We start from the raw sequence: 25,756 nt of genomic DNA, 5'->3' as shown, positions 1-25,756 counted from the left end.
TCACATGAGCGATGAAGACCCCGCAAAACCCGCCCTGCAACTCAAGAGCCAGAAGTTCCGTGATGCGCGCGAAAAGGACTGGCGGACGTTGAGCCGTGCGCTCGACCGGCTGGATCAGGGCAAACTCAACAGCTTTTCGACCGATGAACTTCTGAACCTGCCGGTGCTTTATCGCTCAGCCGTCTCGTCGCTATCTATGGCGCGCTCGATCTCGCTCGACCGCAATCTGATCGGCTATCTGCAGGGGCTGTGCGCCCGCGCCTATATGGGCATCTACGGCCCTCACGCCCGTTTCAAAGACATTCTGACCGGCTATTTCGGGCGGCAATGGCCCGACAGTGTACGCCGTATCGGGCCGGAGTTTTTGCTGTCACTGGCTTGTCTGGTGATCGGGATTGTGGCGGGCTGGCTGTTGTGCGCGGGCGACCAAAGCTGGTATTCGGCACTGGTCGGCGAGGATATGGCAGGTGGCCGCAATCTGTCGGCCTCAGCCGCTGACCTTAAGAAAACCCTCGAAGGTAGCACCGACGGGCTGGCGGTCTTTTCGGTATTTTTGATGTCACACAACACGCAGGTATCGATCTTTGCCTTTGCGCTGGGGGTTATTGCGGGCATACCGACGGCCCTTTTGATCCTGCATAATGGCATGTTGCTGGGGGCCATGCTGTGGCTGTTTGCGCGACAAGGCCTGCTGGTCGATTTCGCGGGCTGGCTGAGTATTCACGGCACGACCGAATTACTGGCCATAGTCCTTGCCGGTGCCGCCGGATTCCATATGGCGCGACGGATCATGTTCCCCGGCAAGCTGACGCGCAAAGCGGCTCTGGTTGAGGCCGGTAAGCTGACCGGCTCGGTCATGCTGGGCGTGGCGATCATGTTGCTGCTGGCGGGATTGCTGGAAGGGTTCGGGCGGCAGCTTATCACAGATACCGCTGCCCGATTTGGCGTAGGCGCCGTGATGTTGGTGATCTGGACCGTCTATTTTACGCAGGTCGGGCGGCGCATATCGTTGAAATTCGAAGAGGCTGATCATGGTCGCTCCTAGGGCCGCGCCTAAGACCCCGCCGATACTGGATGATACCCTGAGCTTTGACGCGCAAGGAAAGTATCAGCGCCGCGTCACCTATATCACCACGCCCGAAGGAGTGCGCCTGCCGTTCATAACCGCCACCTTTGCCGAACGGCTGGGGGCGTTTATTCTCGATTACCTGATCATCATCGCAGCACCTGTGGCCCTGATCCTGCTGTTTTTCATTCTGCCGTTCGAGCAGGTGGACTGGAAGCGCGCCAAGGGTTTGGGCGACATCCTGATGATCCTGTTTTTCATGGCCATGTTCTTTGTCCGTACCGGCTATTTCATGGCGTTCGAGATGGGGCCGCGCGCCGCGACACCGGGTAAGCGGGTGTTGAAAATCAGGGTCATCGCCCATGATGGCGGACACCTGACGCCGGTGATGGTCATCACCCGCAATATGTTGCGGGAGGTCGAGTTCTATCTGCCCCTGACCCTGATGGGCATGACTATGCAGGGCGGCGGTTGGGTGGCGTTGTCGGCATTTTTGTGGACACTAGTTCTGGCCTTGCTGCCGCTGTTTAACCGTGATCAGGCCCGCTTGGGTGATTTTCTGGGCGGCACCCGCGTGGTACATATGCCGCGCCAAAGCCTTGGGATTGACCTTGCCGATACCGAGGCTGACCGCCGCAGCGGCATCATCTTTACCCGCGTCCAGATCGAAGCCTATGGCGAAAAAGAACTGGGGGTGCTGGAGGAAGTGTTGCGCGAGCGTCGGCCCGCGACCCTGGCGGCGGTGGCGACCCGTATCAAGACCCGCATCGGCTGGGACGATCCTAAAAATGCCGCCGATGTCCCGACCGACGAAGCCTTCCTGCGCGCCTTTTATGCGGCCTTACGCGCCCATCTGGAAAGCCGGATGCTGCTCGGCAAACGCCGCAAGGATAAGCACGACGAGGTGCGCTAAATCATCATGTTTTCAAGTAAAACATAATGATTTAGCTTTATTTTTTCAGCCCCTCGCCGGGCGTTGGCTTCGCCACCTTGGCCGCCGCCTCAATGGCGGCTTGAGCGAATGCTTCTATTAGAAGTCATTCCGCTCTAAACAAAAAAGCCTCCGTGATTGCGGAGGCTTTGTCTTATCAAGTGCAACGCCTGATTACGAAAAGACGTTAGCAACGGTCTCTGGCGTGTGAGTGTCCTTGGCGCGGCGCAGGCACAGATAAATAGCCACCGCAAATACAAATGTAACCAGAGACGTAACGCTGCTGATGATCATTTGAACGGTCAGGCTGACCATAGGTGGAATGGTCGCCGCCATAAGGCCCAACGGCAGACCAAAGGCGCCGCCCGCCAGGGCACACAGGATACCGATAATCAGCAGAATAAGAAAAATCTGCCAACGGTGGTTCTTGGTCAGCGCCCAGCTACGTTTCATGGCCCCAATAATGCCTATGCCTGGCTCGGCAATATAAACCGTAGTCGCCACGTAAAGGCCCAACATCACGATAAAGCCCGGAATAATCAGTAAGATCAGACCCACCATCATCAGCAGTGTAGAGAGGATCCCTACGATGATCAGCGGTATGATATTGATAAATCCACGGCCAATTGAAGCCCCAAGGTTGAACGGCTGTTTCGCTTCACCTTTGACAATGATTTCGGTCAGAACTGAAAGGCTTAACAATGCGGTCAGCACCGACATGCCCATATAAATGCCAAAAGGCAGATATACCCCCTGTTCAAGTTGTAAGGACGGGTTCTGCAGATCAAAACCGAAACTGGAAAATAACCCCAGAACGGCGGCCGTCATAGGCAGGACATATAGAAGCAGCCCGGCCACAGCAATCTGACCAAAATATTGCCCCAGCAGGGCAAAGCCCTCATTGAGCGTGTTCCCGATTGTAAATTTCATAAGGCTCTCCCTTTTTGAGTATATGTGTTAGGCGAAGACTTCGGCTACAGCGTAACCGCATCGCTGTTCTTAAGGGAAAGCGAATCCGATTCATTTAATACTGAAACTATCATCCCGCGCCCCCCTTTAAACCCGCCACGACCATAGGGTGAAATCTTAGCCCTGCCAACTGATTTTGTGGCTTGTGTTCTGCGGCGGTAGTGGCACGATCACCGCAAAAAATGGAGGATCGCATGAAACGGTTTGGCGCAATATGTCTGGGACTGGTGCTGCTTACGGCACCCACGGCTTATGCCTATGAGGCTGTCAGGCTGGACAGCTTTTCCGACGCCGTTCATCATTGGCAAAACCGTCACGGCAAGGACTATGCCCGCTACAGCGACGATCAGATCGTTGAAATCGCCGATAACATCCTGCTGTATCAGCGCCATAATGGCGGCTGGATCGAAAATCAGGATCCGGCCCGTAAGCTCGACCCGCAGGAAATCGCGGCCATCACCACGCAAAAATCAGATTCGCGCGCAAGCTTTGATAACCGCAATATCTATGCTCAGATCGAATATCTGATGGCGGTCTATGATCAGACGAAAAGCGAGACATACCGCGCCGCCGCCATGAAGGGGCTGGAGTTTACCCTGTCGCAACAAATGCCGGTGTGCGGGGGCTGGCCCCATACCTTACCGCCCTCGACAGATTATCATCATAAGCTGACCATTGCCGATGAGGTCACCTCCGGCAACCTCAGAATGTTGCGCAAAATAAGTCTGAAACAGGCACCGTTTACGTCGATCAATGAAGCGACCCGTCAGACGACTGACGCGGCGTTGAAACGCGGCGATGACTGCGTTTTAAAGTTACAAATCCGGCAGAATGGTAAGCTTACCGGCTGGGCCGGGCAATATGATCCGGTAAACCTTGCACCGTCAAAGGGCCGCACCTTTGAGCTGCCCGCTATTGTATCGCAAGAAACCGTAGCCATGCTCGATTACCTGATGAGCATAGACCATCCGACACCGCAACAGATCGCCGCCATTGAGGGCGCTGTAAGCTGGCTTAAGCGCTCGCAGATTAAAGGCTATGCCCTAAAGACCATACCGCTCGACCCGCCGGTCAAGTACGATTACCACACCGCCACCTTTGACCGCGAACTGGTGGCCGATAATAAAGCCCCGCCTTTGTGGGCGCGTTTCTATGACCTCAATGATAACTCGGTCGTTCTGGCTAACCGTGACGAGGTGCGGGTCAAGGCCTATGCCGACATCCACCCTGAGCGGCGGTCGGGTTATAGCTGGTACGGCGACTGGCCGCAGCGGCTGATCGCGGTCGAGTATCCGGCCTGGAAAGCCCGTCATTCGGTTAAATGAATTTGATTTAAGGTGAAGCCGGCCGTGACCGTGTGCTAATCATCGGCCAAACTCACATCAGGATAAATGACATGACTGACTATCCCGCAGGCTTTGGCGAGCGCTCTCACCATAAGGCATCCGGCGTCGCCGACGACATCGACTATGAAATCAAGGGCCATGAGCTTCAGTTCGTCGAGATCGAGCTTGATCCGGGCGAAAGCGCCATTGCGGAAGCCGGCGCTATGGTCTGGAAAGATGCCACCGTTGGCATGACCACCATCTTCGGGGATGGCTCGGCGCAAGCTGGTGGTTTTATGGGCAAGCTTCTGGGGGCGGGTAAGCGTCTGCTGACCGGAGAGAGCCTGTTTACTACCGTCTTCACCCATAACGGTGGCGGTAAGGCCCGCGTGGCCTTTGGGGCGCCGGTGCCGGGCGTGGTCGTGCCGCTGAAGCTTGATCAATATGGCGGGCGTCTGATCTGTCAGAAGGACTCGTTTCTGGCCGCGGCCAAGGGCGTTTCCATCGGCATCCATTTCCAGCGCAAGATCATGACCGGCCTGTTTGGCGGCGAAGGTTTCATCATGCAAAAGCTGGAAGGCGATGGCTGGGTGTTTGTACAATTCGGCGGCATGGTCATTGAGCGCGAACTGAAAGCCGGTGAACAACTTCATGTCGATACCGGCTGTGTGGCCGCTTTTACCGATACGGTCGATTTCGACCTGATAACGGCAGGCGGGGTCAAATCCATGCTGTTCGGTGGTGAAGGCGTGTTTTTCGCCCAACTGACCGGGCCGGGTAAGGTCTGGATCCAGTCCCTGCCGTTCTCGCGCCTGTCCGGGCGGATTCTGGCCGCAGCGGCCGGCGGTGGTCAGAACCGCGGTGAAGGCTCGGTCCTCGGAGGGCTGGGCGACCTGATTGGCGGCAATAATTAATTTTGGCTGACCATTAGATATATCATGACGGTGCAGGTTCTGCCTGCGCCGTTTTTTTATGGTTGTGTCAATGTAACCACACTCGCACCGGAAATATCTCTTAGGTTGTATTTCTTAAAGCTTGCCTCAGGCTCCGGCTGACCCCATCCGCAAATTTATTAGTGATTAAATTATTACAGATAACGTGTTATTGCGAATAATTGTTGGATTACAGTTATATATTATCTTTTTTGGGGCTTTGTGATGACAATCAAGTGTGAATGTTTACTATATTAGCAAACAAAGATTTAGTATTAAATTTTCTAGCTCACAGCAAGTATTACCGTTTTTGTAAATAATAACATGCCTCAAATATTTAATTTCCAGAATCCTTAACCCCAGCCTAAACCCTTTGTTAAAGCTTTTGAGTGCCAGAATGGCACACGCTGGGGTAGAGGCTCTTTAAGGATATCGGGAGATAAATCATGTTCGGATGGCTTTCGAGTGGGCGTAACAATCATGAAGATCAGGCCATCATTTCGGCGCTTAACGCGTCGCAGGCCGTTATCGAATTCACACCCGGCGGCGATATATTAAGCGCCAATGCCAATTTCCTGAATACTGTGGGATATGGCCTTGAGGAAATACGCGGACGGCATCACAGTCTGTTTTGCGACCCGGCCTATACGGCGACCGATGATTATCGGCGGTTCTGGAATGATCTGGCCAACGGCACTTTCTCGGCCGGTGAGTTCAAGCGCGTCGGCAAAGGCGGACGCATCATCTGGCTGCAGGCCACCTATAATCCGGTCCGCGACGACCGCGGCAAGGTGGTAAAGGTTATAAAATTCGCCTCAGACATTACCGCCGACAAGCTTCAGGAACTTGATTACAAGGGCAAGATGTCCGCGATTGGTCGTGTTCAGGCGGTGATTGAGTTTACCACCGACGGCATCATTCTGACGGCCAATGACAATTTCCTTAAAACGCTCGGCTATAACCTGAAAGATATTGAGGGCCAGCACCACCGTATGTTCTGCGACACTACCTATAATCAGTCTACGGACTATCGTGATTTCTGGCGTCGCCTGGGCCAGGGTGAGTTTCAGGCCGGAGAGTTCAGGCGTATCAAACGCGATGGTTCAGATGTCTTTATTCAGGCCGCCTACAATCCGATTTTCGATGATACGGGCGCGGTCGTAAAGGTCGTCAAGTTTGCCACCGACATCACTGAAATTGTCAAAAAACGGATGCGCAACGAAACTCTCAATCAAAACCTCAATGGAGTGATAGAACAGATACTGGTCTGTAACCGAATGGCGGGCAGCGCCTCCGACGCTTCGTCTGAGACCGGCGCGATTATCAATTCCGTAGCGGCAGCGTCCGAGGAACTGAGCCAGAGCGTGCGCGAAATTTCCCATGCCATGACCAGCGCCAAATCCAGCGTCGAAGGTGTATTCGACCACACCGCTCATGCCAATACGTCTGCGGGCACCCTCAATAATTCGGCCGTAGCCATGACCGGCATTGTGACATTGATTCAGGATATTGCGGGCCAGATCAATCTGCTGGCGCTTAATGCCACCATTGAATCGGCTCGCGCGGGTGAGGCGGGCCGCGGTTTTGCGGTCGTGGCGTCTGAGGTCAAGTCGCTGGCCAATCAGGCCGCTCGCTCAACCCAGACCATTGCCTCTGAAATTGCCAATATGCAGGCGGTGACCAACGAAGTGGTTGACGCCTTAGGATTGATCACCCAATCTATGACCGGCGTTCTGGAAAACGTATCGTCAGTCGCCAGCGCGATCGAACAACAAAATGCCGCGACCGGCGAAATCAGCCACAATATGCAAACCGCGGTGGGCGCTGTCGGTCAGATCAATGACAGCCTGAGCACGATTTCCGAAACCTTTTCTCAGGTCGCGGATGCTTCGGCCAGGGTCAAGTCGGAGATGGAAACTTTGGTCGCCTAGGGCCTATTTTACGGCCAGTACGATTCCAACCAATACGGCGGCATAGTGAGCGGAGGCTCCGGCCAACACATGACCATGCCAGATGGCGCGGCGGAATTTCAGGCGCTTCATCATGTAAAAAATGGTGCCTACGCTATAGACCACGCCGCCGGCGGCCAGCAAAATCATGGCGGGCAGGGGCACTTCGCGCACCATCGGTTTGATGGCGATAACAATCAGCCAACCGAGCGCCAGATAGAACACGATCCATATGACTTTGCTTAAGGATGGCAGGAACAACTTACCGGCCATCCCTAAGCCCGCCAGAGTCCAGACCGCCACGGTCATACCGATCGCCCAGCCGCCGTCCAGCGCCTGAGTGGTAAAGGGCGTATAGCTGGCGGCGATCATCAGGAAGATGCCGGCATGATCCAGACGGCGCAGAAACGGCTGCCAGCTCGGTTTGGCGAAATTATAGGCGGTCGAAAAGGCCAGCATGGCGATGAAGCCGAGCGCATAAACACTGATGGCGGCGACCTTACCCAGATAACCGTGGCTGATGGCCAGTCCCAGCGCTACCCCACCGCCAAACAGAGCCATGCACAGGCCGACCACATGCACGATAAGGTCGGCACGGCGCTCCCCGCGGGTAGGATAATGCTCAGATGTGACTACAGGTAGGTTCATGAACGCTATGATAGGCCTTTAAATGCGGATCAGGCCAATCACATTCGGTTCAGAACGGTTACACCGTAAGGGTTTCCTTAACGGCAATCTCGCGCTGGCGCCGAAAGTGCCAGTAGGTCAGGGCGCTGATAATTGCGGCAAAGAAACACCACACCGACGGGTAGTTGAGCCTGAAAAAGCTATAGGCCACGGCAAAACCTATGACCATTGCTGTGCCAATAACGCGCACACTCAAGTGACTTGAGATAAAGAACGCTGCGCAGGTGGCGACGACATAGGCGCTTCTGATCCAGAATCCGCCACCGACTGGGTTGGTATAGACCAGACACTGATTGACCATCTGAACGGTCACACCGTATCTCAGGATAATCATCAGGGTGAAGGCGGACACGGCCACGCCGAGCAGCAAAACCACTTGCATCAGGCGTTTGCGCCACAGGCCGGGTTCAATAAGCAGGATCGATAGCGGTATGACGACCGGCCAGATCACCCCGATAAAGACGGCGTAACCTTGGGTCAGGGCGTGGGTCGCCACCCCCGTTCCGGTTTGTGGCAAAAGCACCCACAGACAGCCTTCGATAAACTGCTGAACGGCAAACAGCAGTGGCACGGACGCGAACGGCTTTTCGGTTTTTAATGTGGTTTCGCGCAGGGCCATGACGCCCGCCGTGGCGATAAAGGCGCTGGCGGCAAAGCTGACCGGGGCCGAAAAACACATGCAGATACCCTCCGTATACCCGGCGAAGGTGACGTGCTTTTCGGCCTAAGTAAACTAATTCCCCGGCGCGTAGGGGAACTTCAGTGACCTATAATAGTCCAGCGTCTTTTCCGGCGGGGCATAACCCTCAGGCAGGGGCCGTTTGGACACCGACTGGAAATAGGCGACCGAAGCATCGCGCCACCATTTGGCTTCGCGTTCCTGGATCATCAGATTGGTCGCTACGGCGTCAAAGCGTTCCGCATCCACATAGGGTTTAAGCGACGCCCAGCGGTTGCGCATGGCGGTGGTATCGGCGGCCCCTTTGGAATAGGTAATGACCACCTCATCCCACAGGCTGCGCCCCGATTTGACCTTGTAATCCCACGGCACATGATGGAACCACAACAGATAGCGCTCATCCATTGTCTTTGGGTTGGCCCATGCTTTGGCAGCTTTTGGGGTGTACTGACTGATGGCGTTCGAGCCGGTTTTCATCCGATCAAAGCCGATGCCATTGATATCAGCCTTATGGTAATAGACCGGGTTCCAGTCTGCTCGCTCCAGATTATCAACCCACGGCCCCGGCCCATAGTGGTGGCCGGTATCCATCAGGTGATGCAGGCCCAGCGGCGTCATGTAATCGGCCACGGTTTCGCGCGACGTCATCATCATATCGACGACGGGTGCCACAAAGGCGGGATCATTGGAAAAGGTCATCCGGGCCCAGTCGTCGGCAATGGCGCGCGATGAGGCCTGCGGGTTCCAGGCCAGCCGTCCAAAGGCGTACCAGTTGGCCTGATCGAAATCAGACCCCGACCAGTTGCGATCCATACCGATATTGGCCACACCGGCAATACCGGTCAGTGTGTGGCCATCGATCGCGCCTTCGACGACCTTGGCGACGGTGTTTCCCGTCTTACCCTTTGCAAAGGTGTCGGCCTTGAGCGTCTCTTCGTAATATTGGCCCAGATAGGCGAGGTGGGTCGAAAAGCCGAGATATTCCTTAGTGATCTGAAACTCCATCATCAGCGGGGTTTTCGGCATGGCCCCGAACAGAGGATGGAAAGGCTCGCGCGGCTGGAAATCGATGGCACCGTTTTTGACCTGCACCAGCACATTGTCAGCAAACTGACCATCCAGCGCCTTAAACTCATCATAGGCCTGCTTGTGGCGGTCATCGGGCTTTTCGTGGCTGTAGACAAAGGCGCGCCACATGACCACGCCACCATGAGGTTTCAGCGCCTCGGCCAGCATATTGGCGCCGTCGGCATGGTTGCGCTTATAGTCCTGCGGGCCGGGCTGGCCCTCACTATTAGCCTTAACCAGAAAGCCGCCAAAATCGGGAATGGCCGCATAGATCTCATCGACCTTGGCCTTCCACCACGCTCTGACCGCCGGATCAAGCGGGTCGGCGGTTTTCAGGCCCCCCTCTTCGATCGGGGCCGAAAAGCGCGCCGACAGATAGACCTTGATGCCATAGGGCCGGAACACATCGGCCAGGGCGGCGGTCTTTTGGATGTAGGCCGGGCTTAAGGAAACGGCTTTGGAATTGACGTTATTGAGTACCGTACCGTTGATACCGAGCGAGGCATTGGCGCGGGCATAGTCGGTATAGCGCGGGTGCCTGACATCCGGCAGTTTCCACCAGTCCCAGATGGTTGTACCGGAATAGCCGCGCTCAACCGAACCATCGAGATTATCCCAGTGGTTTAGCACACGCAGCTTAACCTTGGGCGTGTCAGCTATATTGAGATTTGTCAGGGGCTGGCGGGTCTGTATGAGCCTCAGATATTCAAACACACCGTACAGCACACCGATATCGCGATTGGCGGCGATAATCGTTACCGGCTTGTCGTTCAGACGCGTGGTGCGGATGACATAGCCCTCTTCACCAGCCTTGGTCAGGTCTGGATTAAGGATGGCAATCGATGCCGAACTGGACGGGGTGCCGATGATGATGGCGTTATCGCTAACGGTTCCGGTGTCGATGGCTTTGCCCGACAGGCCCGTCAAACCGCGTTTCAGTTCTTCGGCGGCGGCGGTCAGAGTCGGGGTCGAACCTTCGGAAACAATAGAGGTGGCGGGGATCGTATATCCGGCTTCAACCGGCCGGTATCTCAGCCACAGATCATAACCGTCCTCGGCCCGCGCCGAGGAAACTGACAAAGGTAGCGCTAACATTAAGGCGCAAACCGCCACTATCCATCGCAACATCTCAAACCTCCCGTTTTTGTTTATATTATAGTTTGTAGGCCTGCTTGGCCAGTTTGTAGCTCAGATCAAAGGCGACCCCGGCAGCCTCATCTTCATCAAGGCGATGCTCGGCCACCCACCGCGCCAGATGTCCACAGTCCATCCTACGCGCCACATCATGGCGGGCCGGAATGGAGAAAAAGGCGCGGGTATCGTCATTAAAGCCGACGGTGTTGTAATAACCGCCGGTCTCGGTCATCTGATCGCGGAACCGGCGCATGCCTTCGGGTGAGTCGTGGAACCACCACGGCGGGCCGAGCTTCAGCGCCGGATAATGACCGGCCAGCGGGGCCAGTTCGCGCGAATAGACGGTTTCATCCAGCGTAAAGACAATGAAGGTCAGGCGCGGATCATTGCCGTAGGCATCCAGCAAGGGTTTCAGCGCATGGACATATTCGGTCGGCAACGGAATGTCCGCGCCCTTATCCCGCCCGAAGCGTTCCAACACATATTGGTTATGGCTGCGATATACGCCCGGATGCAGTTGCAGCACCATGCCGTCGTCAAGGCTCATGCGCGCCATCTCGGTCAGCATTTGCCCGCGGAACAGGTCGGCCTCGTGGGCGGTAAAATCCTCGGAACGGATTTTGTCATATAGCGCCGCCGCCTCAGCGGGCGGCAGATTGGCGGTGGTCGCCCGAATATGGCCGTGGTCGGTTGAGGTGGCGCCGGCTTCACGGAAAAAAGCGCGGCGGTTTTGATGGGCCTTCAGATAACCGGCATAGGTGGTTATATCCTCGCCTGCCAGTTGCCCGAACCGCGCCAGATTTTCGGCAAAGCCGACATGCTCCGGATCCATGACCGGATCAGGGCGATAGGCGGTGACAACTCGTCCGCTCCAGCCACTCTCGCGGATTTTTGCGTGGTGGCGTAGGTCATCCAGCGGCCCTTCGGTCGTCGCGATGACTTCGATATTGAAGCGTTCAAACAGGGCGCGCGGACGGAAGGCTTCGGTTTTCAGCGCCGCCGCCATCACGTTATAATAGTGATCGGCCGTATCCGGTGTCAGGGTGACGTCGATGCCGAACACGTTTGAGAATACCCAGTCCAGCCACATGCGTGACGGCGTACCCCGGAACAGGTAATAGTTGTCGGCGAAGGTTTTCCAGATTTTGCGCGGGTCGGTCTCAAACGGGGTGCCATCGTGCGTGGCGATGCCAAGAGCGGCCAGATCAACACCTTGCGAATAGAGCATCCGAAAGACGTAATGATCCGGCACGATCAGAAGCTGCGCCGGATCGGGAAAGGCCTCATTATCGGCAAACCACTGCGGGTCGGTATGGCCGTGCGGGCTGATGATCGGCAGGTCTTTGACCGTCTGATAAAGCCTGCGGGCTATATCGCGAGTGGTCGGATCTGCCGGCAGCAGCCGGTCGGGATGCAGTTTCAGCACGGCCATGTCATGGCCTACCAGTTAAACAGGGTGCCGTCCTGAAGACGGTTCACCGGCAGGTAGGCGCGCTGATACGGGTATTTTGCGGCTTTTTCTTCGTCGATATCCACGCCCAGTCCTGGGGTTTCGTTGACGATCATATCGCCGTCCTTGAAATAATACTGGTGCGGGAAAACCTCATCCGTGGCATCGGTATGGCGCATATATTCCTGAACACCAAAGTTCGGAACCGACACATCGAAATTGAGGGCGGCGGCCATACAGACTGGCGACAGGTCGGTGGCGCCATGACAGCCGGTGCGGACATTATAGATGTCGGCAAAGGCAGCGATTTTCTTAAGGTGGGTCAGGCCGCCCGCATGGACGACGGTGGCGCGGATATAGTCGATCAACTGGTTCTGGATCAGGTCTTTACAGTCCCAGATCGAGTTGAAGATTTCGCCTACGGCCAGTGGCGTGGTGGTATGCTGGCGGATCAGGCGGAAGTTGTCCTGATTTTCAGCGACCACGGCATCTTCCATCCAGAACGGGCGGTAGGGTTCCAGATCGCGGCCCAGGCGACCGGCTTCGATCGGAGTCAGGCGGTGGTGAACATCGTGCAGCAGGTGCACCTCTTCGCCCAGAGCCTCACGGGCCGCGGCAAACAGTTTCGGGACTACACGCAGGTAAGCTTCGGTCGACCAGATATTCTCCGTCGGCAGGTCGGCATCGGCAGGCTCATAGAACATCTTGTCCTTGGACACACCATAGGTCGAGGCCAGACCCGGCACCCCGCATTGCAGGCGGATCGCCTTATAGCCCATAGCCTTATAGGATTGCGCCACCTCAATGGTGTCTTCGATCGAGGTGCCGTTGGCGTGGCCATAGACCATGACGCCCGTGCGGCACTTGCCGCCCATCAACTGATAGACCGGCAGGTTTGCGACCTTACCCTTAATGTCCCACAACGCCATATCAACGGCGGCGACGGCGGACATGGTCACCGGCCCCCGACGCCAGTAGGCCCCGCGGTAGAGAAACTGCCAGATGTCTTCGATCTGGTGCGGATCGCGTCCGATCAGGCACGGAATGACGTGATCTTCGAGGTAGGACACGACCGACAGCTCGCGACCGTTAAGGGTAGCGTCGCCCAGACCATAGACACCTTCGTCGGTCATGATCTTGAGGGTAACAAAGTTGCGGCCGGGGCAGGTGACAATAACCTTGGCGGACGTGATTTTCATGTAGCGTAATACTCCGAAGCCGCAGCCTGAATGAATGGTGTCCGGTTTGCGGACAGGCTCTTCAGGCTGTCATAGTTTAAAAATGTTCCGTTCCCTCATGTCACGACTTTAGTCATGATCATTTTTTAGCCAGCGCTCAATTGGTATGACCTATTTTCATATATAACCTAAATCGACCCCGGTTGCGCAAGCTTTTTCTTGATAAAAGCCTCTATTCACCCAAGGTGGTATATCTGGCAACAATATGCTAGGTATTTGTGCCATAAAATACGTATTTGTATGACAATGTAAGCGCTGTCAATTCAGGTACTTTAAGGTGTTACAGAAAAAACACGCCTATGGGGAAATGGTGGTTGTGGTCAGGCACTCACAGTCTTGTGTATGGCTGAAAAATTTTAATAATATCAATATAAAAGAGCTGAATCCAATAAAGGCGGATGCGTAATTTTGACGCTAAAGCGCTAATATTGGTCTGACCATATTGACAAGTCCGGTCAGGAAAGTTAGCGCTAACAGGTAGCGGTCACAAATCGCCGTAAAAATTTCAAAACAAAAAAAGCCTATGGCTGGTCAGGCCATATACATGGAGAAACAAATGGATATCAGCTTCTCACGCCGTGCGCGTGCGCGCTCCCGCATGGCCCGCGCCACCCTTCTGGGGGCCACTATTCTGGCGGGGATGGCCGGTTCGGTGTGGGCCCAGGACGCCGCCCCCGAAGCCACAACGCCTGCTGCCAGCGAAGATGTCACCGAAGTGGTTGTGATCGGTTATCGCGGCTCACTGCTGAATTCCGCGCGCGCCAAGCAGAATGCCGTCAATTTCACTGACTCCATCTTTGCGCAGGACATGGGTAAGTTTCCTGACCTGAACCTTGCGGAATCGCTGCAGCGTATTCCGGGGGTGCAGATTTCGCGCAACGGCTATACGGGCGAAGGCACGCAGGTCAATGTGCGCGGCCTCGGCCCCAGCTTCACCAAGGTCGTCCTGAACGGCAATGGCGTGGCGGTGGCGTCTGACGGCGGTATCGATGGGGGATCGTCCAACCGCGAAGTTGACCTTGACCTGTTTCCGTCTGAACTGTTCACGCGCCTGACCGTCTCGAAATCCCCGCTGGCCAGCCAGCTTGAAGGCGGCATGTCCATCGTCGACATGCGCAATGCCCGCCCTTTTGACGATAAGGGTCAGCACATCAGCGTGTCCGTGTCGGGCACCTATGGTCAGGCTTCCGAAGAATTTGCCCCGCGCGGTGCGATTACCTTCTCCAAGACCTGGGACAAGTGGGGCGTTCTGGTTGGCCTTGCCGGATCAAGCCAGCGCACCCGCTCTGACGGCTTTGACTCGGTCGGCTGGAGCAATGCCAATCTGGCCTGCCCGTCCGGCAGCACCGATTGCAGCAATGCTCAGGGCAATAATTTCAGCTTCGCCACTGTCGTTCCGGCCAATGCCGGCAATGGCTTGACGCCGGGCATGACGCTGGGTCTTTCGCAGCTTCTGGCGCTCAATCCCGGCCTTACGGCCAATCAGTTGACCAATGCCATGATCCCGCGTCTGGGCCGTCTGAACTACATCGACGGTAAGCGTGACCGGATTACCTTGTTGGGAGCGGTTGAATATCGTCCGTCCGATGATCTGCGCTTTGCGCTCGACATCATGGGTGCCAAGGCTAAGGGCGAATATGACCGCTCCAGCTTCAACTGGTTCGTGCGTAACTCATCGACGGCGGCCACCGGCGGCATGGTGCCGCTGAACCTTAAGGTCGATGCCAACAATGTCGTGACATCAGGCACCTTTGCCAACTCGGCCATGTTTGTCGAAGCGCGCACCTTTGACGAAGATCTCGATTTCATTAATATCAACCCCAGCATGACCTGGCAGATCAATGAAAAGCTGCGGCTGGATGCGCAACTGAACTATACCCACAGCGTCTTCTTCCGTGAGGCCCCCAGCTTCCTGTTCAATACGCCGTTTAATTCAGGCCTGACGATCACCTATACCAATGACGGTGATATCCCGACCATTAAGCCCAGCGCCAATATCGCTGATCCCAATCTGGGCTGGACCTGGAACCGCGTCAACATTCAGAACGTCAAGCGCAGCACCTATACTCAGGGCGCCCACGCTGATCTGACCTATGATTTTGATAATGGCGCGACACTCAAAACCGGCTACGCCTATGATGAGGCTGACCGTCGGATTCAAGCCTATGATAACTCGGCCAACTATCAGGCCTTTGCGTTTGCGGCAGTACCGCAAACGGCCATTGCCGGCTATCTGGGCACGGGCCCTGCGTCCAATTTCACCCATATTCTGGATGGAACACCCGGCTTTACCCTGCATGTGCTGCCCGATCTCGATAAGCTGAAAGCGGCGACCAACTATGCCGCCTATAATGCGGCGGCACCCAGAACCAACAGCTCGGCACTGGGCACACCTTCGGGCCGGATCAACGACAGCACGCAAGGCCTCTACGGCGAATATGCCGCCACCTTCCCGATCGCGTCCTTTGATGTGAAAGTCAATTACGGCGTGCGCTGGTTTGAAACCGATCAGACCGTAACGGGGCCGATCACCGTCAATGGCGTGACTACCTTCCAGACGCTGGAAACCAGCTATGGCGGCGTCCTGCCCTCATTTAACGCCTCGACCAAGCTGACCGATAAGTTGCTGGTGCGGGCGGCGGCCTCAAAGACCGTGACCCGCGCTAACCCTAACAGCCTCCTGCCGGGCGTCAGCTTCTCTGATCCGTCGGCGCAGAACGCTTCGTCGGGCAATCCGTCGCTCAAGCCCTATTATTCTGAAAACTATGATCTGGGTGCGGAATACTATACCGGCGGTCTGGGTTATGTCAGTGCCGCGATCTTCAAGAAGCACGTCACCGGCTATACGCAGGTCCGTCAGACGACCCAGTTGTTCACGGATCTGGGCATTGATTTCGCGTCCCTGACGGCTCAGCAACAGCAAGCCATTAACGATCGCGGCGGCCCGTCGGTGGCACAGGTGTTTGTTAATACGCCGGTGAATATCGACTCTATCAACCTGACCGGCATTGAGCTGGGTTGGGTGCAGCCTCTTGACTTTATTGTCGAGGGTTTGGGCTTCAGCACCAATTACACCCACCTGGATGACGGCTTTGACGGCGCCAAGGCGCAATTGTCGCCGCAAACCGTCAATGCCACCGGCTATTATGAAAACGATAAACTGTCGTTCCGCCTCAGCTATGTCTGGTTCGATGAACGCATTGTCGCCGGCGCGCCGCAAAACGGCCTGATGCTGCCGCTCAAGGCCACCGATCGCGGTCAGGTCGATATGGCCGCCAGCTATAATACCTCGTTCTGGGGCTCAGACGGTCAGATCACCTTTGAAGCCACCAACATCACCAATGAGCCGTTCCGCACCCTGTTTGGCTATGAAAATGCACCTTACAGCCACTTCAACCCCGGTGCGATGTATCACATCGGCTGGAGCGGTAAGTTCTGATCCCGCATCTAAAACCTTCCTTCCTTAGCGGCATGCCTTCGGGTGTGCCGCTTTTTTTGCGCCAGAGGTCAAGAGCGTTAAGTCTTTCTAAAGCGATGCAAATCAGGCATAGGTAGATGGCTGACACGGCTTTGGGCCGTCCGGATAATGAACACATATGTCTGAACCGAAGAAACTTTATCGTCGTATCGCTGACTCTATTGCCGAGGACATTCAGTCCGGCCGCTATAAGCCCGGCGACCGTCTGCCGCCGGAACGGGATCTGGCCGTGCAATACGGCGTCAGTCGCCCGACCTTGCGCGAAGCCATGATTGCGCTGGAAATCTTAGGCATGATCGAAGCCAAGCATGGCTTAGGGATCATTGTCACCAAGACCAAACCTGATCCGCTGCCGTTCTCGGATTCTGAGATCGGGGCGTTTGAACTGATCGAAGCGCGCCGTCTGCTGGAAGGCGAAGTGTGCGCGCTGGCGGCGACCCTGATCACCGATGAGCAGGTGGCCGAACTCGAAGATCTGGTCTCCCAGATGCACCATGCCGACCCTGAGCGGGCTGAGCGGGCTGACCGTGAATTCCATGTCCTGATTGCCAAGATCAGCGGTAATGGTGCGATTGCGTCCTGTGTCGAAAACCTGTGGGACTGGCGTTACCGCTCACCGCTGGCGCGTAATATTCTGGCGCGGGCGGCTAATCTCGGCATGGGGGCGCGCATCGATGAGCATGGGGACATTCTGGCCGCGCTCAAAAGCCGCTCTGGCAATGCGGCGCGTCAGGCTATGCACGATCACCTTGACCGGGTGATCGAGCATCTGTTGAACGCCACCGAAATCGTGGCGGTTGAACGCGTCCGTCAGGCCAATTCCGAACGTCGCCAGGCCATCGCCCGCCGCCTTAAAGGGGTGACGGATTAAGTCGTCTTACCGTGAGTTCGGACAGCCACAGGAGAGGTAGATGAGCGGCAGAATCTATATCGGCATTGGTGGCTGGACCTATGAAGACTGGCGCGGGCCGTTCTATCCTGAGGGCCTGACGCAGAAACGCGAACTGGAATATGCGTCGCGTCAGATGACAGCGATTGAGGTCAACGGCACCTATTATGGTTCGATGAAACCGGCCTCCTACATCAAGTGGTATGAGGAAACACCGGATGATTTTGTCTTTACGCTCAAAGGTTCGCGCTACACCACCAACCGGCGGGTGCTGGCCGAAGCCGGTGACTCAATCGAAAAATTCATAAGTTCGGGCATCACCGAACTGAAACAAAAGCTGGGGCCGATCAACTGGCAGTTCATGGCCACGAAAAAATTTGACCCCGAAGATTTTGAGGCATTTCTGAAATTACTGCCGAAACGCCATGATGGCCTTGATCTGCGCCATGCGGTCGAAGTGCGCCACGACAGCTTTCGCGATGACGTCTTTGTGCAGATGGCGCGGGAATATGGTGTGGCCATCATCACCGCCGGCGACAGCGAATTTCCGCAGATTGCCGATGTGACCGCCCCATTTGTGTATCTGCGTCTGATGGGCACGCGCGAATATGAGGCTGAGGGTTACACGACGGGGGAACTGGATGCGTGGGCCGGCCGCCTGAAAACCTATGCTGACGGTGGCGTGCCGCAGGACATGGAGGCGGTCACCCGCACTGTATCGGAGAAGCCCACCGATGTCTTTGCGTTTGTCATCAGCGGCCATAAGGTGCGCAATCCGGCGGCGGCTATGGGGCTGATTAAGCGTTTAAGGCTTTGAAACCTGTCAAAAGGGCGTGATCAGACCGTATTTGGTGATCTTAATGCTCTCCTGACAGTTGATTTTTATAATGCCTATGGTTTCCTTATGGGAAATGGCACACCAATTTACCGTATAGTTTGTGCCTGAACCCTTTGTGGGCAAAAGGCGGCGAATATACGCCGGACCCTATATAATATTTACCTGAATTATACTGGCAATCTTGTTTTGCCAGACAGCGGTCGGTTGCGCGTTACATCAATTTTTTTGAGGTCAGATCATGCTGCAAGAAAAGACTGTAGGGTTAGGGCCGGAGTCATTAGCGTCATCGGGCTTTGATGTGACGGATACGGCACCGCCATCCGTACGGCCTGAAACTAAGGCTGGCCAGCAAACGGTCAGCCCGCAGGGCGGGCGCATTAAGCGCGCGGCCATTATCGGCAATTTTCCGCCGCGCATGTGTGGTCTGGCGACCTTTACGCGTGATATGTACATCTGTCTGTCTCAGGCGCTGCCGAAGGCCGACTGGCGCGTGATTGCCATGAACGACCCGAATGGTGAGTATGATTACCCTGATGTCGTGACCGATCAGGTGCCCCAGAACGACCCCGAAGCCTATCGCCGTCTGGCCGCCAGTCTGAATGCCTCAGAGACACAGGTTCTGTTCGTTCAGCATGAGTTCGGCATCTACGGCGGCCCGGCAGGCAGCTACCTGATCGAGTGCCTTGAGCGGCTGAACATGCCGATTGTGACCACTCTGCATACCGTGCTTGAAACCCCTAACGACGATCAAAAGCGCGTCATGTCGGCACTCATCCGCCTGTCGTCAACTCTGGTGACTATGGCTGAGCGCGGGGCGAAAATCCTGCGCGAGGTCTATAAGGTGCCTGAGACCAAAATCCTTGTGGTGCCACACGGTGCGCCGTCGCGCCCCCTGGGCGATACGGAGCGCTTCAAAGAGGTCTTTGGTGTTGGAGGGCAAAAAACCCTGATGACCTTTGGGCTTTTGTCACCCAATAAGGGCATTGAAACCATCATCAAGGCCTTGCCCGATATTCTGGATACGACGCCTGATCTGACCTATCTGATCGTCGGAGCTACCCATCCGCATCTGGTGGCGTCTCAGGGCGAAGCTTACCGCGACAGCCTGATCAATATGGCGCGTGAGCTGGGGGTTGAAGATCATATCCGGTTCGTCAACCGCTTCATGGATGATGCCGAGCTGATCGATATTCTTCAGGCAACGGACATCTATGTGACGCCGTACCTGACCGAAACCCAGATCACGTCGGGGACGCTGAGCTATGCGCTGGCTCTGGGCCGGCCAGTGGTCTCAACGCCTTATTGGCATGCGGCAGAAGCGCTGGCGGACGGGGTTGGGGTTATCTGCCCGTTTGGAGACAGCATGGCCTTTGCCCGCGAGATTTCAAACCTTCTGACCTCTGACGATCATCGCTCTGCCATGTCGCAGCGCGCCTATGACTACGCCCGGCCCTCCCGCTGGGGGGCGGTCGCCGGCACTTATGTGGCACGCGCGGCGGCGGACATGGAAATGGCGGCAAATGCGCCCAAACCTACACCGAACAAGGATTATCTGACGCGGCCGCCTTCGTGGGAAGCGATTGCGCGCATGAGCGATGATTGCGGCATCTTTCAGCACGGGAAGTTCCGGCTGGCTGACCGTAATCATGGCTATTGCACCGATGACAATTGCCGCGCCCTGTCGCTGATTGCCCTGCAATCGGGCTGGGTCGAGGGCAGTGCAGCGCGTGACCGCCTGGCCTATGCTTATGCGGGCTTTGTCAACCATGCCTGGACAGGTGAGCGGTTCCGCAATTTTATGGACTATGGCCGCAACTGGCTGGATGACGGTGGCTCGGATGATTGTTGTGCCCGAACGTTTGAGGCCCTGATTGATACGGTCAGATCATCTCTGCCGGACGATCTGCGCCTGTGGGCCAAGGAACTGGCGCAACGCGTAATTTCGTACATTGACGCGTGGGATTCTCAGCGATCGCGCGCCATACTGATCCGGGTTTTGTCGCGGGCTCTTGGCCATGTCGGTGACAACGCCGATATTCGCCACCGCATCCATGACCTTAGCCGGTTGTTACGTAATGGCCTTACGGATCATGCCAATGACAGTCATCCGTGGTTTGAGCCTGCCTTAAGTTATGACAATGCCCGGCTGCCGGAAGCCCTGATTATTGCCGGTGATGTTCTGGGCAATAAGGCTATGGTTGACGACGGTGTCGCCGCGCTTAAGTGGCTGATGACGGAGCAAACCTGCGCCAAAGGCGGCCATTTCCGGCCGGTGCCGACCTCACGCTTTGATGAGGGCGGGCAGACGACGCCCCTGTTCGATCAGCAACCGCTTGAGGTGCAGGCGACGATCAATGCCTGCCTTACGGCGTTTCGGGTAACGCAGGATTCGCACTGGAAAGATGAAGCCTTCCGGGTGCTGGCATGGTTCCACGGCGAAAACGATCACGGAGTGGCCTTGATCACTGATGATGGCGGCTGTTTCGATGGCCTGACGCCGGAAGGCTGCAATCACAATCAGGGCGCGGAATCGCTGCTGGCCTATCACTTAAGCTGGACCGCCATGATGGCTAATCTGTAGACTGTTTAAACGGGGACTGCCTAAATGTATAATCTGACCCATAGTCCGATCGTGCTGACCGCCAATCCTGAACGCGTGGTCTTGCGCCCGTTCTCCATCTCGGTGCAGCCGACAGGTTCGGCTCAGGGCAGCGCCTCGCGCGCCCACCGCATCTGCAACCAGTTGGTTAGCCTGACGCGGGAACAGTGTCAGGCCGAGCTTGCCAATGTGAACCGTGATTTTCAGGGCCGGCACTGGCAAACCCGTGAGATTTTCATAGATCGCTTCCGTCAGATCCAGGACATGATCGGGGGGATGGATAATCTGGATGACGATCACCGCGCCCTGATCGGGGCCTATTTCTCACATGAATATAGTTTCGAAGCGGCTGCGGTTATGAACCCGTCCGTTGTTCCGCATCCGGATCAATCGGGGATGGCAGAGGATTCAGTTCGGTTTATCATGTCATTGCGCACAGTCGGTGAAGGCCATATCTCGACCATTTCGTTCCGTGAGGGTGTGTTTCACCGTGACGGCACGATTGAGCTTAAGGACGAGAGTGATTTTGTGGTGGCGGCCTCTCCGATCCATAATGTCGGTGCCGATGGCCCGGTTGATCTGCGCCGCCATTCGGCCTGCAATATTTCCTCAACCGTGATTTTTCCGATCACGCGCGCCCAGTCCAATGGTCTCGAAGACCTGCGCATGGTGCATTTCACAGATGAGGGCGGCCGGTCGACCTATATCGGCAGCTACACCGCCTATTCCGGACGCGAGATCGGCTGTGAGCTGTTTGAAACCGATGATTTCGTGACCTTCCGCCTGTCGCCGTTTCGCGGAGAAGCGTCGCGACATAAGGGGTTGGCCCTGTTCCCGCGCAAGATCAATGGCCGCTATGCCGCTATCGGCCGCCTTGACCACGAAAGCCTGTACTATCTTGAAAGCGATGACCTGACCGTGTGGAACTATGGCGACCGGTTCATCGAGCCGGTCTATCCCTGGGAACTGGTGCAGATGGGCAATTGCGGCTCGCCTATTGAACTGGACGAGGGCTGGCTGCTGCTGACCCACGGGGTTGGGGCCATGCGGCGCTATTCGCTGGCGGCGGCCTTGCTCGACAGGCACGACCCGCGCAAGGTCATTGCCCGCTCCACCTTGCCCCTGTTGTCGCCGGACGAAGAAACCCGCGAAGGCTATGTGCCGAACGTGGTCTATACCTGTGGCGGGATGCGGGCCGGTGACTGGATCATGATTCCCTATGGGGTGGCCGATTCATCCATCCGGTTTGTCTCTGCACGCATTGGCGATATTCTCAGCCATCTGGGGATCGGGGCCGCGCAAACGGCCGCGACCCCGCCAGAGCCTGTGGTGGCTAGAGCGGAATGATTTTGATCTAATTATTCCGCTCTAGCCACCACCCGGCGAGGGACTTAAATAGTCACGCCATAGGTCACTGTGCCGGTATAGCCGTTTGTGGTGTCGCCGCTCAAGGCTATCGTCTGGGCGGCAAGCTGGGTCGCACTGTTGTCCGAAAACACATTATCGCTGGCAAAGGTGATGCGGCTTAGGTTGCTGACGCTGGCGCTATATCCGCTGACATTGGCGTATACGCTGGTGCAGACATCGCGTGGCAGAGCAAACTGCGAGGTCTTTAGCTTATTGGCATAGGACGTGGCGGCGGCCAGCGACGGGTAAACCTCAACATGCAGGTGCGGCATCCGTCCGTCATAGCAGCCGGGGAAGATGGTGGTGAAGGTCACCTGACCATTGGCATTAGTGACCTGAACGCCGCGCAGATAGTTTTCGCCCGTCAGGGTATAGAGCGAATAAAGTCCGTCACGGGTGCAGTGCCACAGATAGATGACATATCCGGCCAGAGGCGCACAGCTATTACCCGAGTTGACCAGCGTAATCGTCAGCGTCATCGGCAAGCCGGGCGCCGTACCGGACGCCGAGCCGACGGAGGTTCGGATATCTGAGCGATTGATACCGGATAAGGCCAGCACATTGATTACTGAGCCTGAGGCCGTGTTAGACCCATCACCGGGATAGGGGCCAGCGGTTTCTTCGGCATAGGTGGTGCAGGTGCCGCTGGCGGTTGAGGATGATGAGGCCGAACTTGAGGTCGAGCTGGATGATGAGCTTGACGACGAAGATGATGAGGCGCTGCTGGTAACCGTGGCGGTGGTTGTCCCGCCCCCTCCGCCGCCGCCACAGGCCGAGGCGAAGGTGGCCGTAAACAGCCCGCCGCCAATAATGGACAGGGTGCGCCGGCGCGAGGCGACGCTTTCAATCAGATCCTGAAGGCTGCCTTCGTCCTTGTGATAAGGCTCATTTGGGGCGTGGGGGTGGGTCAAAGCTTTAAGTCCTTATTTTTATGTGGGGACTTAAGGTCTTATAAAGCCAATGCGGCAAATTCGGTAACGCTGCTATTTCAAAACTGAAATGATATGGCCGAAAGCGGTTAAACCGGGCAGTAGATATCGCTGATGCCGCGTTCACCGCCCGATTTCGACAACTGTACCACCACATCGATCAGGCTTGAGGCATAGGCCAGCGTCTCCTGGCGCGACAGGCTCATGCCGCCCTGCATGACCATCAGCGCCAATTGTTCCAGTGCGCCTTGCGGGGAGTTAGCGTGGACGGTAGTAAACGATCCCGGATGGCCGGTATTGATTGCGCGTAAGAATGTGACCGCCTCAGCCCCCCGGATTTCACCGACGATGATCCGGTCGGGCCGTAACCGCAGGGAGGCCTGAAGCAGGTCATTGACCGTGACCTTGGCTTCGCCCAGCTCGCCCTTAACGGCCACAAGGCCGAGCGCATTGGGTTGGTGGGCAATGATTTCGGGCGTGTCTTCGACCAGAATGATGCGCTCAGACTCCGGCACGGTTTGCAGCATCGCATTCAGAAACGTCGTCTTACCCGATGAAGTGCCGCCCGAAATCAGCACGGTCTTACGGGCGAGCACGGCTTTTTTCAGGAACCCGACCGGATCACGGCGGGCGGCCACCTGATCCTGCTCACGGGTGGTGTAGGTCGCGGCCTTGATCGGCCCGCGGTCATAGGCCTCTAAGGGTCGATTGACCATGACGTGGCGGCGGATCGCCAGCGCCCAATGCCGTCGCGTGGCGGGCGGGCCGATGACCTGAACCCGTTCACCGGTCGGCAGGGTTGCGCCCAGCAGCGGGTTTTCGCGGTTGATGCCCTGATGGCTGATGCGGGCGATCTGGGCCGCTAACCGACTGACAAGATGATCATTGATGTCGGGCGCGTCAAAGCGCTGCATGTGCGGCTGGCCGGAAATTTCCACCCACACTTCGCCGGGCCGGTTGACCATGACTTCGGTCACGTCTTCGCGGTCCAGCCACGGGCGAAACGGCGCCAGATAGGTGCGAAGATAAACGCCTTCGGGATGGAGCGGTTCAACGGCCATTAAAATTACTGCAACCAGTCTATTGGGTAAAATCGAGGTCGCGGGAGGCGAACACCTGAATCGGTGTGCCTTGCGCGACCTTGATGGTGGGGGCGATCTTGGAGTCGGATTCGAGCGCGGCGGTGGCGGCATTATTGGCGCCGCTGGCCGTGCCGATGACCACGGTGTTGGAGTTGGAATCGTTCAGCGACCCGGCCAGCCCGCCAATGATCGACAACAGCATGGCCGAACCGAACCGCTTAAAGAAATGGCTGTCGACATCGCCGGTGAGGCCCGCCTGACCGACCGGATCGGTTGACGGATCGGCCAGTTGAATGGCGGTGCCATCCGGACGTATCAGGCGGGTCCAGGTGACAAACAGGCGCTTCTGCCCGCTTGACAGACCCGAACGATAGGCCCCGATCAGGCGTGACCCGCGCGGAATAATAACGCGTGAGCCGTCAAAGCTTTTGATATCGCGTGACACCAGCGCACGGGTATAGCCGGGCAGGTCGGAATTAAGCGCGGTTTCCAGCACGGCGGGGATCATGGTGCCCTGAGGGACGACAAACCCCGGATTATTGATGCGGGAGGCGCGGGCCTGAAAAGTAGCGTCAACGCCGGTCAGGTCACCGACGCTGGGGCCACGGGCAGCCAGAACCGGCGATACCGGAGCAGAGCCAGCGGCCGCGGGCGCATTGGCCCCCGGTTCAGGGGCGCTGACATCATAGACCAGCGTATTGGCGCGCGGATTATTGTCAGGTGTGGGTACTGGCGCCGTGCCCGCAGGCACCGGCGGCTGAGGTTGTTCGATTGGCGGGACCGGCATGATCGGCCCTTCGGTCAGAGGCGTTGCCGGCTGATCCATAACCACTGACCCCTGTGGGGTCTGGGGTTGCGGCGGGGTTTGGGCAGCCGGTGTCTGCGCGGGCGGGTTTTGGCGGTTGTTGCTCAGCATGACCAGAGTGACCGCCCCTAAGAACACGGCCCCCATCAGACCACCCGCCATGACCAGAGCGTCCTTGGCGTTTGATTTCTGGGCGACTTCGGGCAGGGCACGCGCTCCGGCGGCCTTAAGTTCGGCTGCGTCCATCTGGGTGCGCGGGTCTTTTTGCGGCTGTGGGGGTGAGGACAGGTTATATTTCATC

The 25,756-nt window shown here is 56.7% G+C and carries 19 protein-coding genes; 10 read left to right on the top strand and 9 right to left on the bottom strand.

Translation table 11 applies throughout. From position 1 onward, the window contains the following. The first annotated feature begins 4 nt into the window (after nt 1–4). Nucleotides 5–1,045 (top strand): stage II sporulation protein M, encoded by a 1,041-nt coding sequence (locus PQU98_RS10675; protein ID WP_272744930.1) that lies wholly within the window; start codon nt 5–7, stop codon nt 1,043–1,045. Next, a complete protein-coding gene (locus PQU98_RS10670; protein WP_272744929.1) occupies nt 1,032–1,979 on the top strand; it encodes an RDD family protein in 948 nt (315 codons plus the stop codon). The genes PQU98_RS10675 and PQU98_RS10670 overlap by 14 nt, the downstream gene beginning before the upstream one ends. Nucleotides 1,980–2,171: 192 nt before the next feature. Here the strand turns inward: PQU98_RS10670 and PQU98_RS10665 are convergent, their stop codons facing one another. Further along, complete coding sequence (locus PQU98_RS10665; protein ID WP_272744928.1) at nt 2,172–2,927, bottom strand: DUF7847 domain-containing protein; 756 nt, start codon at nt 2,925–2,927, stop codon at nt 2,172–2,174. A 233-nt stretch (nt 2,928–3,160) separates the two neighbouring features. Here PQU98_RS10665 and pelA point away from each other — a divergent pair, with 233 nt between their 5' ends. The 3 genes from pelA to PQU98_RS10650 all read left to right on the top strand — a co-directional run bounded on the left by pelA (nt 3,161) and on the right by PQU98_RS10650 (nt 7,154). After that, nucleotides 3,161–4,291: a pectate lyase gene (gene pelA, locus PQU98_RS10660; RefSeq protein ID WP_272744927.1), complete on the top strand. Its 1,131-nt coding sequence runs from the start codon at nt 3,161–3,163 to the stop codon at nt 4,289–4,291. Nucleotides 4,292–4,362: 71 nt separating this feature from the next. Next, nucleotides 4,363–5,205, top strand: a complete 843-nt coding sequence (locus PQU98_RS10655; protein WP_272744926.1) for a TIGR00266 family protein — start codon at nt 4,363–4,365, stop codon at nt 5,203–5,205. 464 nt (nt 5,206–5,669) lie between these two features. After that, complete coding sequence (locus PQU98_RS10650; protein ID WP_272744925.1) at nt 5,670–7,154, top strand: methyl-accepting chemotaxis protein; 1,485 nt, start codon at nt 5,670–5,672, stop codon at nt 7,152–7,154. 3 nt (nt 7,155–7,157) lie between these two features. Here PQU98_RS10650 and trhA read toward each other — a convergent pair whose 3' ends face one another. From trhA to manD, 5 genes are read right to left on the bottom strand one after another with little or no spacing between them, the layout of a single operon-like run. After that, nucleotides 7,158–7,820 carry a PAQR family membrane homeostasis protein TrhA gene (trhA, locus tag PQU98_RS10645; RefSeq protein ID WP_272744924.1) on the bottom strand — a complete coding sequence of 221 codons (663 nt, stop codon included), beginning with the start codon at nt 7,818–7,820 and terminating at the stop codon, nt 7,158–7,160. A 58-nt stretch (nt 7,821–7,878) separates the two neighbouring features. Further along, entirely contained in the window at nt 7,879–8,538 is a 660-nt protein-coding gene (locus PQU98_RS10640; protein WP_272744923.1) for a DUF6629 family protein, read from the bottom strand. A gap of 54 nt (nt 8,539–8,592) precedes the next feature. After that, nucleotides 8,593–10,734: an alpha-glucuronidase family glycosyl hydrolase gene (locus PQU98_RS10635; RefSeq protein ID WP_272744922.1), complete on the bottom strand. Its 2,142-nt coding sequence runs from the start codon at nt 10,732–10,734 to the stop codon at nt 8,593–8,595. A gap of 25 nt (nt 10,735–10,759) precedes the next feature. Continuing rightward, nucleotides 10,760–12,172, bottom strand: a complete 1,413-nt coding sequence (uxaC, locus tag PQU98_RS10630; protein ID WP_272744921.1) for a glucuronate isomerase — start codon at nt 12,170–12,172, stop codon at nt 10,760–10,762. A gap of 8 nt (nt 12,173–12,180) precedes the next feature. Then, entirely contained in the window at nt 12,181–13,389 is a 1,209-nt protein-coding gene (manD, locus tag PQU98_RS10625) for a D-mannonate dehydratase ManD (protein WP_272744920.1), read from the bottom strand. Between the two features lie 595 nt (nt 13,390–13,984). Between manD and PQU98_RS10620 the strand changes: the two genes are divergently transcribed. The 5 genes from PQU98_RS10620 (at nt 13,985) to PQU98_RS10600 (ending at nt 22,579) form a co-directional block, all read left to right on the top strand. After that, the gene (locus PQU98_RS10620; protein WP_272744919.1) at nt 13,985–16,867 is read left to right on the top strand and encodes a TonB-dependent receptor; all 2,883 of its coding nucleotides are present in this window, start codon (nt 13,985–13,987) and stop codon (nt 16,865–16,867) included. Between the two features lie 157 nt (nt 16,868–17,024). After that, nucleotides 17,025–17,777, top strand: coding sequence for a FadR/GntR family transcriptional regulator (locus tag PQU98_RS10615; RefSeq protein WP_272744918.1), 753 nt, complete (start codon nt 17,025–17,027; stop codon nt 17,775–17,777). Between the two features lie 40 nt (nt 17,778–17,817). Next, nucleotides 17,818–18,612 carry a DUF72 domain-containing protein gene (locus PQU98_RS10610; protein WP_272744917.1) on the top strand — a complete coding sequence of 265 codons (795 nt, stop codon included), beginning with the start codon at nt 17,818–17,820 and terminating at the stop codon, nt 18,610–18,612. A 259-nt stretch (nt 18,613–18,871) separates the two neighbouring features. Further along, on the top strand, nt 18,872–21,214 hold the full coding sequence (locus tag PQU98_RS10605) for a glycosyltransferase family 4 protein (protein ID WP_272744916.1): 2,343 nt from the start codon (nt 18,872–18,874) through the stop codon (nt 21,212–21,214). A gap of 24 nt (nt 21,215–21,238) precedes the next feature. Beyond that, nucleotides 21,239–22,579, top strand: a complete 1,341-nt coding sequence (locus PQU98_RS10600) for a glycoside hydrolase family 130 protein (protein ID WP_272744915.1) — start codon at nt 21,239–21,241, stop codon at nt 22,577–22,579. Between the two features lie 44 nt (nt 22,580–22,623). On the opposite strand, the gene PQU98_RS10595 is transcribed toward PQU98_RS10600, so the two are convergent. The 3 genes from PQU98_RS10595 to PQU98_RS10585 all read right to left on the bottom strand — a co-directional run bounded on the left by PQU98_RS10595 (nt 22,624) and on the right by PQU98_RS10585 (nt 25,755). Beyond that, nucleotides 22,624–23,550, bottom strand: a complete 927-nt coding sequence (locus PQU98_RS10595) for a dioxygenase family protein (protein ID WP_272744914.1) — start codon at nt 23,548–23,550, stop codon at nt 22,624–22,626. 107 nt (nt 23,551–23,657) lie between these two features. After that, nucleotides 23,658–24,629, bottom strand: coding sequence for a P-type DNA transfer ATPase VirB11 (virB11, locus tag PQU98_RS10590; protein ID WP_272744913.1), 972 nt, complete (start codon nt 24,627–24,629; stop codon nt 23,658–23,660). A gap of 19 nt (nt 24,630–24,648) precedes the next feature. After that, complete coding sequence (locus PQU98_RS10585; RefSeq protein ID WP_272744912.1) at nt 24,649–25,755, bottom strand: TrbI/VirB10 family protein; 1,107 nt, start codon at nt 25,753–25,755, stop codon at nt 24,649–24,651. Between the last annotated feature and the right edge of the window lies 1 nt (nt 25,756).

Source organism: Asticcacaulis machinosus (assembly GCF_028550435.1).
Lineage (GTDB): Bacteria > Pseudomonadota > Alphaproteobacteria > Caulobacterales > Caulobacteraceae > Asticcacaulis > Asticcacaulis machinosus.
The sequence above is the reverse complement of the archived record's forward strand: the minus strand, read 5'-3'. Positions and strand labels throughout refer to the sequence as shown.